The sequence below is a fragment of the Nocardioides sp. CPCC 206348 genome (assembly GCF_048654705.1).
Taxonomy (GTDB): domain Bacteria; phylum Actinomycetota; class Actinomycetes; order Propionibacteriales; family Nocardioidaceae; genus Nocardioides.
Map to the genome: position 1 here is coordinate 75,866 of NZ_JBMCZA010000131.1, position 13,548 is coordinate 89,413.

At 70.1% G+C, this 13,548-nt stretch carries 14 protein-coding genes; 10 read left to right on the top strand and 4 right to left on the bottom strand.

The genetic code is table 11. The features are described 5' to 3' along the window. The 3 genes from ACOADB_RS08255 to ACOADB_RS08265 all read right to left on the bottom strand — a co-directional run. The coding region (locus tag ACOADB_RS08255; protein ID WP_378597479.1) for a hypothetical protein at nucleotides 1–434 on the bottom strand (434 nt) is incomplete at its 3' end. A 38-nt stretch (nucleotides 435–472) separates the two neighbouring features. Then, complete coding sequence (locus tag ACOADB_RS08260; protein ID WP_378597480.1) at nucleotides 473–1,849, bottom strand: hypothetical protein; 1,377 nt, start codon at nucleotides 1,847–1,849, stop codon at nucleotides 473–475. Continuing rightward, on the bottom strand, nucleotides 1,846–2,619 hold the full coding sequence (locus tag ACOADB_RS08265; RefSeq protein ID WP_378597481.1) for an alpha/beta hydrolase: 774 nt from the start codon (nucleotides 2,617–2,619) through the stop codon (nucleotides 1,846–1,848). Before ACOADB_RS08265 ends, ACOADB_RS08260 begins: the two co-directional genes overlap by 4 nt. A 103-nt stretch (nucleotides 2,620–2,722) precedes the next feature. On the opposite strand from ACOADB_RS08265, the gene ACOADB_RS08270 reads away from it, so the two are divergent. The 5 genes from ACOADB_RS08270 to ACOADB_RS08290 are packed head-to-tail and all read left to right on the top strand — an operon-like array spanning nucleotide 2,723 to nucleotide 6,701. After that, nucleotides 2,723–3,460 carry a lysophospholipid acyltransferase family protein gene (locus tag ACOADB_RS08270; RefSeq protein WP_378597482.1) on the top strand — a complete coding sequence of 246 codons (738 nt, stop codon included), beginning with the start codon at nucleotides 2,723–2,725 and terminating at the stop codon, nucleotides 3,458–3,460. A gap of 11 nt (nucleotides 3,461–3,471) precedes the next feature. Next, a complete protein-coding gene (macS, locus tag ACOADB_RS08275) occupies nucleotides 3,472–4,623 on the top strand; it encodes a MacS family sensor histidine kinase (protein WP_378597483.1) in 1,152 nt (383 codons plus the stop codon). Further along, nucleotides 4,620–5,129: a flavin reductase gene (locus ACOADB_RS08280; protein ID WP_378597484.1), complete on the top strand. Its 510-nt coding sequence runs from the start codon at nucleotides 4,620–4,622 to the stop codon at nucleotides 5,127–5,129. Before macS ends, ACOADB_RS08280 begins: the two co-directional genes overlap by 4 nt. A 23-nt stretch (nucleotides 5,130–5,152) precedes the next feature. Next, a complete protein-coding gene (locus ACOADB_RS08285; protein WP_378597485.1) occupies nucleotides 5,153–5,797 on the top strand; it encodes a response regulator in 645 nt (214 codons plus the stop codon). Further along, nucleotides 5,790–6,701, top strand: a complete 912-nt coding sequence (locus ACOADB_RS08290; protein ID WP_378597486.1) for a hypothetical protein — start codon at nucleotides 5,790–5,792, stop codon at nucleotides 6,699–6,701. Before ACOADB_RS08285 ends, ACOADB_RS08290 begins: the two co-directional genes overlap by 8 nt. A 14-nt stretch (nucleotides 6,702–6,715) precedes the next feature. Here ACOADB_RS08290 and ACOADB_RS08295 read toward each other — a convergent pair whose 3' ends face one another. Continuing rightward, the gene (locus ACOADB_RS08295) at nucleotides 6,716–7,534 is read right to left on the bottom strand and encodes a DUF1028 domain-containing protein (protein WP_378597487.1); all 819 of its coding nucleotides are present in this window, start codon (nucleotides 7,532–7,534) and stop codon (nucleotides 6,716–6,718) included. 40 nt (nucleotides 7,535–7,574) lie between these two features. Between ACOADB_RS08295 and ACOADB_RS08300 the strand changes: the two genes are divergently transcribed. The 5 genes from ACOADB_RS08300 to ACOADB_RS08320 all read left to right on the top strand — a co-directional run. Beyond that, a complete protein-coding gene (locus tag ACOADB_RS08300; protein WP_378597488.1) occupies nucleotides 7,575–8,603 on the top strand; it encodes a 6-phosphofructokinase in 1,029 nt (342 codons plus the stop codon). A 66-nt stretch (nucleotides 8,604–8,669) separates the two neighbouring features. Further along, nucleotides 8,670–9,878 carry an amidohydrolase family protein gene (locus tag ACOADB_RS08305; RefSeq protein WP_378597489.1) on the top strand — a complete coding sequence of 403 codons (1,209 nt, stop codon included), beginning with the start codon at nucleotides 8,670–8,672 and terminating at the stop codon, nucleotides 9,876–9,878. 88 nt (nucleotides 9,879–9,966) lie between these two features. Next, nucleotides 9,967–11,463, top strand: coding sequence for an APC family permease (locus ACOADB_RS08310; RefSeq protein ID WP_378597490.1), 1,497 nt, complete (start codon nucleotides 9,967–9,969; stop codon nucleotides 11,461–11,463). Nucleotides 11,464–11,606: 143 nt separating this feature from the next. Next, entirely contained in the window at nucleotides 11,607–12,944 is a 1,338-nt protein-coding gene (locus tag ACOADB_RS08315) for a class II 3-deoxy-7-phosphoheptulonate synthase (RefSeq protein WP_378597491.1), read from the top strand. Then, the coding region (locus ACOADB_RS08320; protein WP_378597534.1) for a threonine aldolase family protein at nucleotides 12,941–13,548 on the top strand (608 nt) is incomplete at its 3' end. The genes ACOADB_RS08315 and ACOADB_RS08320, both read left to right, overlap by 4 nt.

Consider the following 13,548-nt stretch of genomic DNA (forward strand, 5'->3'; position numbering starts at 1 on the left):
CACACGACCGCGCCGTCGTCCCACGGATCACGCGGCGACCGCGGAAGCGTGAAGACGAGGTAGCAGAAGCCGAGGACGAAGCCGCCGACGAGGATCCAGCCGAGGACCTGCGGCATGCCGAGTCCCAGCACGAGGAAGACCAGCAGCACGGTCGGTGACCCGAAGACACCGAGCCAGGCCAGGAACCGGTCGGGCGGGGGCATGGGCACCGGCGGCGGGCTGTCGGGGACGAAGCGGTCGATCTCGTCGAGGGCGTCGTCGTCGAACAGGCTCGAACGCACCGGGTCCTCGTCGCGGAGGTCGGGATCGAGCGGGGTTTCGACGCGACCCTCATCGGCGCGGTCGTCGACAGCGTCGAGCTCGGCGCGTTCGCCGTAGTTCTCGACGATCTTCTGCCACGCGGAGTCCTGCTCCTCGGGGTTCTCCCGTTTCACGACTTCAGCCTACGCTGCGGGCGCTGACGCAGGTCGGTTCAGTCCGTGCAGAACGGGTGGTCGCCCACGGGGATGGCGTGGAAATGGGTGTACTTCCGTTCCCACCACGTCAGGGGATCGAGGGGGCGTTGGTCCGGTTCGGGGCCGAAGGTCACCCGTTCGCCGTGCAGGACGCCGGTGACGACCAGGTCGGCGTCGTCCATCGCCCGGGACCGCAAGGCCAGGAGTGGTACGGCGACATCAGATCGGGCTGCGCGTTCGATCTCGCGATCGTTCGACGACTCGATGTACACGAGATCCTCCTGCCAGTCGGTCAAGTGGACCGAGGGCAGGAAGAGGTGATTGGCCTCCGTGCCTTCGGTTCGCAGGCTCGAGAACATCGTGAACGAGGCCGTGGTCCGCAACCCGAGGTAGGGATTCATCGCCCAGAACAGCGTCAGCACGATCATGGGGACGTGGATCCAGGTGATGCCCGCGAGGCGTGCCGGCGGCGCAGCCTGTCGCCAGGACCACACCGCCGCGATCACGATCGCGGCCAGCACCACCTTGCTGATCACGTTGGTCGCCGCCGAGGCCGCTGCGACGCTCGCGTAGCCGGCGAAGCCGATCACCGCGAGACCGAGGAGCGCCGCGAGGTTGGGGAACCGTCGAACGTCCCGCACCACCGCCGACTTCCCGGTGAGGCGCTGGAGTCGGTCAAGGAGGTGTTCGGCATCGGGTGCACTGAGGAACAGGAAGAACAGGGCGATGAGCGTCGCGCTGAAGTCCTGGACGCCGATGGCCGGACTGAGCGTGATCAGGCAGTGGAAGACCATGCCGACACGGACACCGTGACGTCGCGTCGCGGGGATCAGCAGCAGGATCGGGATCAGGCTCTCGGCCGTGATGGTGATCAGCATCCACGCCGGATCGAGCGGCAGGTCCCGGGTCACGCCGAACGATGCCCGGGACGCGATAGCGGAAGCGCAGCTGGTCACCGGGTCGAGGAAGGTGGTGTTGTACTTCGCCAGCGCCGCGGCCGAATAGGCGATCAGCAGGACGATCCGGATGCCCGGGACCGCGCGGCGCAGCGCGTCGAACGTGACCTCGCGGCGCAGCGCAAAGCAGGCGAGGATCGTCAGGCCGACGAAGCCGTCGAGCATCCAGTGGTTGGGGGAGTACGGCATCTCGGCGACCATGTCGGCGAGCTGCGCGACCAGCAGGACCCCGAAGAGGCGCAGGTCGTTCGGACGGATCAGTACGGCGAAGGCCAGTGCCGCGACCGCGATGCCCCACACGGTGTCCAGTCGGTGGCGATCGGCCATGCAGACGTGCAGCAGCAGCGCGAGGGCCCACAACCGTACGAAGGCCAGCAGCATCCGGTCGGAAGCGGTGCCGGTGCCGGTCGCAGTGGGTTCGGTGGCGGGTACGGTCACCCGGCCACCCGGGCGATGAAGGCCGCCGACTGCTCGAAGATCGTCGGGGCGTCGTTGTCGATCGTCGCGACGTGGTAGCTCTCCGGGAGCGGGACCCGGGTGACGTCGACCGACGAGATCTGCTTGCGGATGATCTTCTCGGAGGACTCATCGACGACGTGGTCGGCATCGGCCCGGAAGTAAATGACGGGAACCGTGATCTTCGGCAGTGCCTTGATGATGCCGGGCCACGCCTGCATCATCGAGTGGGCTGCCTTGAGGGGCGTCCGGTCGTAGCCGAGCTCGTCGGTGTCGGGCTTCTTGATGTCGTTCCCGATCGCGGGGAACGAACCGACGAGGTGCTTGAGGACCGGCAGCAGCTTCACGTCGAGCCGCTTCGTCGACACGGCCGGATTGACCAGCATGACGCCCGCGATCTCGCTGTTGCGTGCGGCCGCCAGCTGCAGGACCTGGGCCCCACCCATCGACAGCCCGCCGATGACGACGGCGTCGTGGTCGGCCCGGAGCGCGTCGAAGGTGGAGGTGATCTCCGCGTGCCAGTCCGCCCAGGTGCGCTGGTTGAGGTCCTGCCAGGTGGTGCCGTGCCCGGGCAGGCGGGGTACGACGACGCCGTACCCGCGGTCGCCGAGGTACTCGCCCCACGGCCGCATCGAGGCCGGCGACCCCGTGAATCCGTGGCTCAGGAGGACACCGATGCGCCGGCCTCCGGTCAGCTCCGGTCGGGCGGCGATCGTCAGTGGCGCGGTGAGGGACGCGGGGCTCGGCGGCATGCCGCGATTGTGCCGTACGAACGCAGGCACGCGCGGGTGTCCGTGGAAGGCTGTGGAGGCACTAGGCTTCGTCGCAGGGAAGTCCAAGCGGAAGGTCGGTCGGTTGTTCTACTGGTTCCTCAAGTTCATCGCGCTCGGGCCGCTGTTGAAGTTGATCTTCCGGCCGCGTGCCGAAGGTCTGGAGAACGTCCCGCCGAGCGGTCCGGCGATCCTCGCCAGCAACCACCTGTCGTACGCCGACTGGCTGTTCATGCCGCTGGTCATCCCGCGGATGGTGCGCTTCGTCGCGAAGGCGGAGTACTTCACCTCGCCCGGCATCAAGGGCTGGCTGCAGAAGAACTTCTTCAGCGGCACGGGCAACATCCCGATCGACCGCACCAGCGGCGACGCCGCGTCCGGTGCCCTGGTCTCCGCGAAGCGGGTGCTGGCCGAGAACGAGCTCTTCGGCATCTATCCCGAAGGCACGCGCTCCCACGACGGCCGGCTCTACCGCGGCAAGACCGGTATCGCCCGCCTCACCCTGGAGACCGGTGTCCCGGTGATCCCGGTCGCTGTCGTCGGCACCGACGTGGTGGCGCCCCCGGGCAAGAAGTTCGGCCGGATCACCCGTCCGACCGTTCGCTTCGGCAAGCCGATGGACTTCTCGCGCTACGCCGGCCTCGAGAACGACCGCTTCATCCTGCGCTCGATCACCGACGAGATCATGTACGAGATCATGCGGCTCTCTGGCCAGGAGTACGTCGACATGTACGCCGGCCGCGCCAAGGAGGAGTCCAGGAAGGCCGAGCGCGCCGAGCGTGCCGAGCGCGGCGACGGCGACGAGCGGAAGATCGCGTCCTGACCGACTCCGTCGTGACCAGTGGTACGACGACCCGGGCTGCGGTCGCCGTCGAGAACCGGATGTTCCGGGCGCTCGCGGTGCTGCGGGTGGTCGTCCTGGTCTACGCGGTGACGCTCAACGCCTTCCGCAACAACTTCGAGCATCCCGCCCTCGGCTGGGCCTGTCTCGGGGTCATGGCGGCCGGCACCGTCGCGGCGATCGTCGTCTATGCGGCCCCGGAGCGCCGGGTCCCGGCGGTGCTGGTGGCCGACCTCGCACTGGCGGTGGCCCTGTTGCTCGCCACCCCGGTGGTGAAGGGGGAGTGGTTCCACGCGACCATCCCTGGCTACTGGATCGTCGGTGCGTTGTTGGCGTGGGCGGTTCGCTACGGCTGGCGCGGCGGCACGGTCGCCGCGGTGCTGCTCGGTGCGATCGACCTGCTCAGCCGCGCCGAGGTCCGCCAGCAGGACTGGGGAAACGTCTTCCTGATCCTGCTCGGCGGCTCGATGGTCGGCTTCGTGTGCGAGTCGCTCACGGCGATGGCTGCGGATCGTGACCGCGCTCAGAGCGAGGCCGCCGCAGCCGCTGAACGGGCACGCCTGGCCCGGGTGGTCCATGACGGGGTGCTTCAGGTCCTCGCGCTCGTCCAGCGACGCGGCGGCGAGCTCGGCGGAGAGGCGGCCGAGCTGGGCAGGCTGGCGGGAGCGCAGGAACAGGCGCTCCGCACGCTGATCCGTTCCCAGGACGCGGTCACCTCCGCCCGCACCACAGGGACGAGTGCCGACCTGGCTGCCGCGCTCGGGCGCCTCGGGGCCCGGCCGCACACCGAGGTGGCGCTGCCTGCGGGCGCGGTGGAACTGCCGGCGCACGCTGTCGCCGAGATCACCGCTGCCGCGCAGGCCTGCCTCGACAACGTGAGCCGGCACGTCGGTGAGGACGCCCCGGCCTGGATCCTGCTCGAGGACCTCGGCGACCGGGTCGAGGTCACGATCCGCGACGAAGGCCCGGGCATTGCGGCTGGACGCCTCGAGGACGCCGAGCAGCAGGGCCGCCTCGGGGTGCTCGAATCGATCCGGGGCCGGATCAACGACCTGGGCGGGGAAGCCACCCTGGACACCGGGTCCTACGGGACGGAGTGGACCTTCGTGGTCCCTCGCGTCACCCCCTCACGAGGAGACCGATGACGATCCACAGCACGCACCCGTTCGCGGACGCCGATCCTGATCCGGCCCGGCGCTTCCGGGCCCGCGTCGGTGGTGCCGTCACGCTGTGGACCGCCGGTCAGGGCGGATCGCGAGCGGGGCTGACGGTCTCGTCGCTGATGGTCGCCCTCGGTCCGGCGCCGTCGATCCTGGCGCTCCTCGATCCCGACACCGACCTGCTCGACGTGCTCCGCGACGACGGTGTCGCCGTGGTGCAGCTGCTCTCGTGGGCCGATCGCGACCTGGCCGAGGCGTTCGCCGGCACCGCGCCGGCGCCCGGCGGGCCGTTCCGGCAGGCCGAGTTCGTCGACTCCGATCACGGCCCCCGGCTCGCTTCGGCCGGCACCTGGGCCGCCGTGCGGTTGATCGGCGAGCGCGAGGTCGGCTGGTCCGTCGAGGTCGAGGTCGTGATCGAGCACGTCGAGATCGATGAGAGCGAAGCCGACGACGCGCTGCTGCACCGGCGAGGCCGGTTCCACCGAGCCTGAGCCCGCCGGTCTAGGGTCGACCCATGTCCGATCAGATCCGGGTGATGGTCGTCGACGACCACCCGATGTGGCGTGATGCGGTCGAGCGCGACCTGACGGCCGCCGGGTTCGCTGTCGTCGCCACGGCCGCCACCGGCACCGAGGCGATCAACCGGTTCCAGGCCACGAGGCCCCAGGTCGTCGTACTCGACCTGCAGATCCCGGAGCCCAGCGGCGTCGAGGTGACCGCCAGCGTGCTGGCCACCGATCCGTCGTCGCGGGTGCTGATCCTGTCGGCGTCGGGGGAGCAGGACGACGTGTTGGCGGCGGTGAAGGCTGGTGCCACCGGTTACCTGGTCAAGTCGGCGTCCGGGACGGAGCTGGTCGCCGCCGTACGCCGCGTGGCCGCAGGCGACAGCGTCTTCACGCCGGGACTTGCTGCGCTGGTGCTGGGGGAGTTCCGGCGGATGAACGAGCCGACCACGCCGCCGGGCGAGAAGCTGACCGAGCGCGAGACCGAGATCCTCAAGATGGTCGCCAAGGGGATGTCCTACAAGCAGATCGCCGAGCGGCTGGTGCTGTCGCACCGCACGGTGCAGAACCACGTGCAGAACACCCTGCGCAAGCTGCAGATGCACAACCGGGTCGAGCTGACCCGCTACGCGATCGAGCAGGGGCTCGATGACTGACGAGCTGACCGACGAGCTGCTGGAGATCGCCGACGAGCTCTACGCGCTGCCGCTCGCGGAGTTCACGCCCGCACGCGATGCCCGGGTGAAGGAGCTCAAGGGCACGCCGCTGGCTCCCCGGGTCAAGGCGCTGCGTAAGCCGGCGACGGCTGCCTGGGTCGTCAACCTGCTCGTACGACGCGAAGCCGCGCAGGTCGACCAGGTGCTCAACGTCGGAGCCGCGCTCCGTGAGGCGCAACAGGCCATGTCGGCAGGGGAGCTGCGCGCGCTGACCAAGCAGCGACGCCAGGTCACCGCGGCCGTCACCACGCAGGCGCGCCGCCTCGCCGGGGACGAGGGCTTCCGGGTCACCGAGGCGGTGGCCGAACAGGTCGAGGCCACCCTCACCGCCGCCATGGTGGACGAGGCGTGCGGACGCGCGGTGCGCAGCGGACTGCTGGTCACGCCGTTGCACACGACCGGGGTGGAGCCGATGGACCCCGCCGACCTGGCCGGCGCGATCGCCGTGCCCGAAGCCCTGGGCTTCGAGGCGAGTGCCCGGGAGGCGGTGCTGCCCGGGCCGCCCGACCTGCACGTCGTCCCCGACCCGGACCGCGCGGCCAAGGCCATCGCGGCGGCCGAGGAACGGCTCGCTCTCGCTGTCGACGAGTACGACGACGCGAGCTCCACGCACCATGACGCGCTCGCCGAGGTCGAGCGGCTCTCGGCGCGGTCGCTGCAGGTGCAGGCGGAGATCGACGAGCTCCGCCGTCGGCTCGCCGACCTCGAGGAGCAGTCCGACGGGCTGGAGGAGGAGATCGGCGAGGCCGAGGAGGTCCGCGACGCAGCGGCCGCCGACCTCAGGACCGCGACGGCCGAGCGCGACGCGGCCCAGAAGGCCCTGGAGCGCGCAGCAAGCCGCTGAGCGCTGCGGGAGGATCAGCCGTCGCCGCGGACCACCGCGAGGATGCGTTCGTCGATCCACGAGAGGTCGGCTGCGACCCGCATCTCGTAGTTCTCGGTGCCGACCCACGCCGCGAAGTCGCGATGGCCCTCGCCGGCGGCGAAGGTCTCCAGCTCGGCACGCAGCGCGTCGTCGACGACGACCTTCTCGTCCTCGGTCGACGCCGTCAGGTAGAGCTCGTGCAGGTCCAGGAGGCGGGCCAGTTCGTCGATCGGTGCTTCGTGGTCATCGACCCGCAGGTCGACGGCCACGTCGTCGAGACCGCCGTACCCGGCACCGTCGCGGACCACCAGCATCGCCGCCGACTGTCGGCCGCGCCGGTCCCCACCCGCAGCGTCACCCGCGGCGAGGGCAGCGAGGAGACGGTCCTGCAGGGCCGCGTCGGCGTCGCTCTCGAGCCACGCCTGTTCCATGGCGTCGACGACCTCGACGCCCGCCAGGCAGTTGCCCTGGATGGCCCAGCCGTCGCCCGTGCGGCTGCCGGCCCACGGGATGCACTCGGCGCCGGTGTGGGAGGCCGCACCGCCATCGAGGTCGACGATGCCGACCTGGCGCTGGGCCCGGCCCTCGTCCTCCTCGATCAGTCGCTGCAGCGCGACGGACGCGGTGGCGCCCTCGTCGAGGTGCGAGAGCGCCAGGCCCTTGTAGGCGACGTTGGCATCGGCCTGGGTCGCCACGGCGCCGACGCCGGCGACGGCAGCAGGAACAGCGGAGCCGACGGCCAGGAACTTCGAAGCGACGGCCACACCCCACGTGTCACCGTCGGCGGACCTGGCCACGATCGAGAAGGTCATGGCACAACCGTAGTTCCCGGAACATGGTTAGGGTCGAGACATGCGCGTAGGAGTGCTCACCGGTGGCGGCGACTGTCCTGGACTCAACGCGGTCATCCGCGCCGTCGTTCGCAAGGGCGTCAATGAACACGGCTTCGAGTTCGTCGGCTTCCGTGACGGCTGGCGCGGGCCGCTCGAGGGCATCACCATGCCGCTCGGCATCGAGCAGTGCCGCGGCATCCTGCCGCGCGGTGGCACGATCCTCGGCTCCTCGCGGACCAATCCGTTCGCCGTCGACGGCGGCGTCCAGCGGATCACCGACAACCTCGCGGCCGCCGGGGTCGAGGCGCTCGTCGCGATCGGCGGCGAGGACACCCTCGGCGTCGCCACGAAGCTGGCCGAGCTCGGCGTGAACGTCGTGGGTGTCCCGAAGACGATCGACAACGACCTCTCCGGCACCGACTTCACCTTCGGCTTCGACACCGCGGTCAACATCGCGACCGAGGCGATCGACCGACTGCACACGACGGCCGAGTCGCACCACCGCGTGCTGGTCGTCGAGGTCATGGGTCGCCACGCCGGCTGGATCGCCCTGCACGCCGGCATCGCCGGTGGTGCCAGCGCCGTGCTGATCCCGGAGATCCCCTTCGACATCGACGCCGTCTGCGCCCACGTGCTGACGCGCTTCAAGAGCGAGTACGCCCCGATCATCGTTGTGTCCGAGGGCGCGCTGCCGGCCGATGGCAGCGGCATGACCCTGGCCAGCGGGGAGAAGGACGCGTTCGGCCACGTCCGGCTCGGCGGGATCGGCGACCGGCTCGCCAGCGAGATCGAGCACCGGACGGGCAAGGAGGCCCGCGCCGTCGTACTCGGCCACATCCAGCGGGGTGGCACGCCCTCGGCCTTCGACCGCTGGCTGGCCACCCGGTTCGGGCTGCAGGCGATCGGCGCCGTCGCCGACGGTGAGTACGGCGTCATGGTGGCCCTGCGCGGTACGAACATCGTCCGCGTCCCGCTCATCGAGGGGACCGGTGCGCTCAAGGTCGTGAGCGCTGCCGAGTACGCCGAGGCGCAGGTCTTCTTCGGCTGACAGGTGCCGCGTGGCCCGTGACCGTGGCCCGTGACAAGGACCCCCGTTCGGGGCCACACTCGACTCGTGCAGGCGTGGCGTGCTCCCCGCGCGTTCGACGGCGACAGGTTCCTTCCGGGTGGGGCGACGGTGCTGGTCGAGGGCGACCGGATCGTCGGCGTGGAGTCGGCGGACTTCGCCGTGCCGTCGGACTGCCCGGTCACCTCGTACGACGGAACCTTGATGCCGGGCCTGGTCGACGCGCACGTCCATCTCGTTTCGGACGGTTCGCTCGGTGCCCTCGAACGGGTCGGCGCGCTCGACGAGGAGGCCATCGATGCAGCGATCGTCCAGTCGCTGGCCGCGCAGGTCGCGGCAGGGGTGACCACGGTCCGCGACCTCGGCGACCGGGGCTATCGCACCCTGGTGGCACGGGATCGCGGTGCTGCCGGCTCCCCGCGAATCGTCGCCTCGGGGCCGCCCGTGACCACGCCGGGTGGGCACTGCCACTTCCTCGGCGCCGTCGCGGAGACCGAGGACGAGCTGCGGTCTGCGGTGATCGAGCGCCACGAGCGCGGCGCCGACGTCGTCAAGGTGATGGCCAGCGGTGGCTTCCTCACCCCGGGCACCGACATGGTCGGCGTGCAGTACGCCGTCACGGCCCTCAGGGCGGTGGTCGACACCGCGCACGATCGTGGTCTGCCGGTCCTCGCCCATGCCCATTCGCTCGCCGCGATCGAGGCGGCCCTGGCAGCCGGCGTCGACGGGATCGAGCACTTCACGGGGGTCACCGAGGACGGCGCCCAGTTGAGTGACGACCTGCTGGCACGCACGGCCGCGGCCGGCGTCGTGGTCGATCCGACGATGGGCAACGACATGTCACTCGTCGCGACCATGCCGCCGCCCCCGCCCCAGGTGCAGGCGATCATGGACCGGCTGGGGATGGACATGCTCACCTTCTTCGCCCAGCGGTCCGCTGATGTGGGCCGGATGCACCGACACGGTGTTCGGGTCGTCCCGGGTGTCGATGCCGGCGCGATGCCGCTCAAGGCCCACGGCAACGCCTGGCTCGCGGTGCTGGACCTGGTGGCTGCCGGTTGGACGCTCGAGGAGGCGCTGGCCGCGGGGACGGCCGGTGCCGCGGAGGCGTGCGGCCTCCGGACGGTCACGGGTCGGCTCCAGCGGGACCTCGCTGCCGACCTGCTCGTCGTCGACGGGGACCTGCACGCCGCGCCCCGAAGCCTCGGCTCACCCCTGGCCGTGATGGTGCGCGGCGACACGGCCGTGTCGCGGTAGCACGTCAGGTGCTTCACATTCGCGCCGCCGTGCGCGAGGGTGATCCGCGGGGACACAAGCCTTCTGACTCGGCAGGACGGGAAGCCCGATGACCACAGACACCACCAGTACCAGCGTTCCGGACCAGCAGGGACAGCCGGAGCTGAAGCGGGTCCTCGGGCCCGGGCTCCTCCTGCTCTTCATCGTCGGCGACATCCTCGGCGCCGGCGTCTACGCCGTCACGGGTCGCCTGGCCGGTCAGGTCGGCGGCATCGCGTGGCTGCCGTTCCTGGTCGCCTTCGCGGTCGCGACGCTGACGGCCTTCTCGTACCTCGAGCTCGTCACGAAGTACCCCCAGGCGGCGGGTGCCGCGTTGTACACGCACAAGGCGTTCGGCATCCACTTCATCACCTTCCTCGTGGCGTTCACGGTGATCTGCTCCGGCATCACCAGTGCGTCGACCTCGGCCAACCTGCTGGCCAACAACCTGCTGCTCGGCCTGAACGAGATCTGGTCGGGCGTGCCGACCACGCCCGGGTGGGCGCTCTTCGTCGCGCTGGTCTTCATGGGCCTGCTGGCCCTGATCAACCTGCGCGGTGTCGGCGAGAGCGTGAAGTTCAACGTGGTGCTGACCCTCATCGAGATGAGCGCCCTGGCGATCGTGATCGTCATCGGCTTCTCGGTGATCGCCAAGGGCGACGGCGACCTCGAGCGGATCACCGTTTTCGAGAGCCCGTCCGACAAGGGCATGTTCATGGCGGTCACCATCGCCACCGCCATCGCGTTCTTCTCGATGGTCGGCTTCGAGGACTCCGTCAACATGGTCGAGGAGACCAAGGAGCCGGAGCGGATCTTCCCGAAGATGATGCTGACCGGCCTCGGGATCGCCGTCGTGATCTACATGCTGGTGGCCATCTCGGTGATCATCGTGATCCCGCCGGGCGACATCGCGAAGCCCACCAACGCGGACGCCGGCATCCTGATCGACGTCGTGAAGCTCGGGGCGCCCGACCTGCCGATCGACGACATCTTCCCGTTCCTGACGGTGTTCGCGGTGGCGAACACCGCGCTGATCAACATGCTGATGGCCAGCCGGTTGCTCTACGGCATGTCGCAGCAGAAGGTGTTGCCGCCGGTGCTCGGCAAGGTCCTCCCGGGTCGGCGCACGCCGTACGCCGCCATCACCTTCACCACCCTGCTGGCCATGGGCCTGATCATCGCCGTGGTGCGGTTGCGGGACGCCAAGCTCGGGGACGCCGCCGAGGGCACCGAGGTCTCGGTCGTCAGCGCCCTGTCCGGCACCACGGGCCTGCTCCTGCTGGCGGTCTTCTCGATCGTCAACATCTCCTGCCTGATCCTGCGCCGCGAACCGGACAGTGGCCACTTCAAGGCGCCGACCGTCGTCCCGGTGCTCGGTGCGGCGTTCTGCCTGTACCTCCTCGGGCCGTGGGCACGGTTGGCGCCCGACCGCATCCAGTACGTCATCGCCGGGTTCATGTTGCTGCTCGGTGTGGTGCTCTGGGGCGTGACCCGGATCTTCTACAAGCCCGAGGGCGGACAGTTCGCCGACATCGAGCACATGGACATCGATCCCACGGACGACTGATTGATTTGCGCGAGCGCGTTTCCGGCGATGCCTTCGGGCGAGCAAGCTCGCAGCGATCGCCTCCCACCGCGCTGCCGCACGCGCCTTGTCCGCGAGGGGCCTCCCCCTCGGCGGGTCCCGGTGCCGCGCCGTACTCTTGGGGAGTGAGCAATCTCCCGTCCCTCGAGCAGTTGCACGCCATCGGCGCGAAGCAGCAGCCGTCGTACGACGACCCCGCGGCCCTGGCCGCGACCGTCGAACGACTGCGCACGCTTCCTCCGCTGGTCTTTGCAGGCGAGTGCGACGAGCTGAAGTCCAAGATCGCGGCGGCGAGCCGGGGCGAGGCCTTCCTGCTCTGGGGCGGTGACTGCGCCGAGACGTTCGTCGACGCGACGGCCGACAACACCCGCAACAAGCTGCGCGTGCTGCTGCAGATGGCGGTCGTGCTGACCTACGCCGCGTCCGTGCCGGTCGTGAAGGTGGGCCGGCTCGCCGGCCAGTACGCCAAGCCGCGTTCCTCGGACTCGGAGACCCGCGACGGCATCACGCTGCCGGCCTACCGCGGCGACGCGGTCAACGGCTTCGACTTCACTCCTGACTCGCGGCGCCACGACCCGCAGCGACTGCTGGACGTCTACCACGCGTCCGCGTCCACGCTGAACCTCGTACGCGCCTTCACCACCGGTGGGTACGCCGACCTCCGCCAGGTGCACACCTGGAACTCCGAGTTCGTCCGCAACAGCCCCGTCGGCCAGCACTACGAGGCGATGGCCGCCGAGATCGACCGCGCGCTGAACTTCATGCAGGCGATCGGCGCCGACCCCGACGAGTTCCACCGGGTCGACTTCTACTCCTCGCACGAGGCGCTGCTGCTGGAGTACGAACACGCGATGACGCGCATCGATTCGCGCACCGAGGCGCCGTACAACGTCTCGGGCCACATGGTCTGGATCGGTGAGCGCACCCGCCAGCTCGACGGCGCGCACGTCGAGTACTTCAGCCACATCCGCAACCCGATCGGTTGCAAGCTCGGGCCGTCGGCCACCGCCGATGACGCGCTGTCGCTGGCCACCAAGCTCAACCCGACCAACGAACCCGGTCGCCTCACCTTCATCACCCGCTTCGGTGCCAGCAAGATCCGCGACGGTCTCCCTGCGCTGGTCGAGAAGGTCACCGCCGAGGGCGTCGACGTCGCGTGGGTCTGCGATGCCATGCACGGCAACACCTTCGAGGCGTCGAACGGCTACAAGACGCGCCGCTTCGAGGACGTCATCGACGAGGTGCAGGGATTCTTCGACGTGCACCGCGCGCTCGACACCGTCCCGGCCGGCATCCTGGTCGAGAACACCGGCGACGACGTCACCGAGATCATCGGTGGCGGCGAGGAGCTCGACGAGCTCGGCCTCGCGCACCGCTACGAGTCGGTCGTCGACCCGCGCCTGAACCGCGTGCAGTCCCTGGAGTTGTCCTTCCTGGTGGCAGAAATGCTCCGCAAGGCGTGATCGACCTCCGCTCCGACACGGTCTCGCGTCCGACGGACGCGATGCGCGCGGCCATGGCCGCGGCCGAGGTGGGCGACGACGTCTACGGCGAGGACCCCACGGTCCGCGCGCTCGAGGAGCGGGTGGCCGGACTGTTCGGCCACGAGGACGCCCTGTTCACGCCGACCGGTTCGCTGGCCAACGTGCTGGCCGTCTCCCTGGTGGTGGCGCCCGGACAGGAGGTCCTCTGCGAGGCGCGCGCACACATCGCCCGCGCGGAGCTCGGGGCCCACGCTGCCGTCAGTGGCGTCACCATGCGCACCTGGTCCCACCCGCGCGGCCAGCTCGACCTCACGGCGCTCGACGACCTCTTCGCGCCCGACCTCGGCCCGTTCTTCGTCAGGACGGCCGCGATCTCGGTGGAGAACACCCACAACTTCGCCGGTGGCACCGTAGTGCCGCTCGCAGACCTCAAGGCCCTGCGTGCCTTCGCCGACGAGCGGGGCGTGGCCGTCCACCTCGACGGCGCCCGGATCTGGAACGCCCACGTCGCGACCGGCACGCCGCTGGCGGAGTACGGCGCGGTGGCCGACGTGATGGCCGTGTGCCTGTCGAAGGGCCTCGG

Excerpts from the sequence above, each read along its gene's own strand:
- ACOADB_RS08265 (WP_378597481.1), bottom strand. The coding sequence starts at position 2,619 with ATGCCGCCGAGCCCCGCGTCCCTCACCGCGCCACTGACGATCGCCGCC.
- ACOADB_RS08280 (WP_378597484.1), top strand. The coding sequence starts at position 4,620 with ATGACGATCCACAGCACGCACCCGTTCGCGGACGCCGATCCTGATCCG.
- ACOADB_RS08285 (WP_378597485.1), top strand. The coding sequence starts at position 5,153 with ATGTCCGATCAGATCCGGGTGATGGTCGTCGACGACCACCCGATGTGG.
- ACOADB_RS08290 (WP_378597486.1), top strand. The coding sequence starts at position 5,790 with ATGACTGACGAGCTGACCGACGAGCTGCTGGAGATCGCCGACGAGCTC.
- ACOADB_RS08295 (WP_378597487.1), bottom strand. The coding sequence starts at position 7,534 with ATGACCTTCTCGATCGTGGCCAGGTCCGCCGACGGTGACACGTGGGGT.
- ACOADB_RS08300 (WP_378597488.1), top strand. The coding sequence starts at position 7,575 with ATGCGCGTAGGAGTGCTCACCGGTGGCGGCGACTGTCCTGGACTCAAC.
- ACOADB_RS08310 (WP_378597490.1), top strand. The coding sequence starts at position 9,967 with ATGACCACAGACACCACCAGTACCAGCGTTCCGGACCAGCAGGGACAG.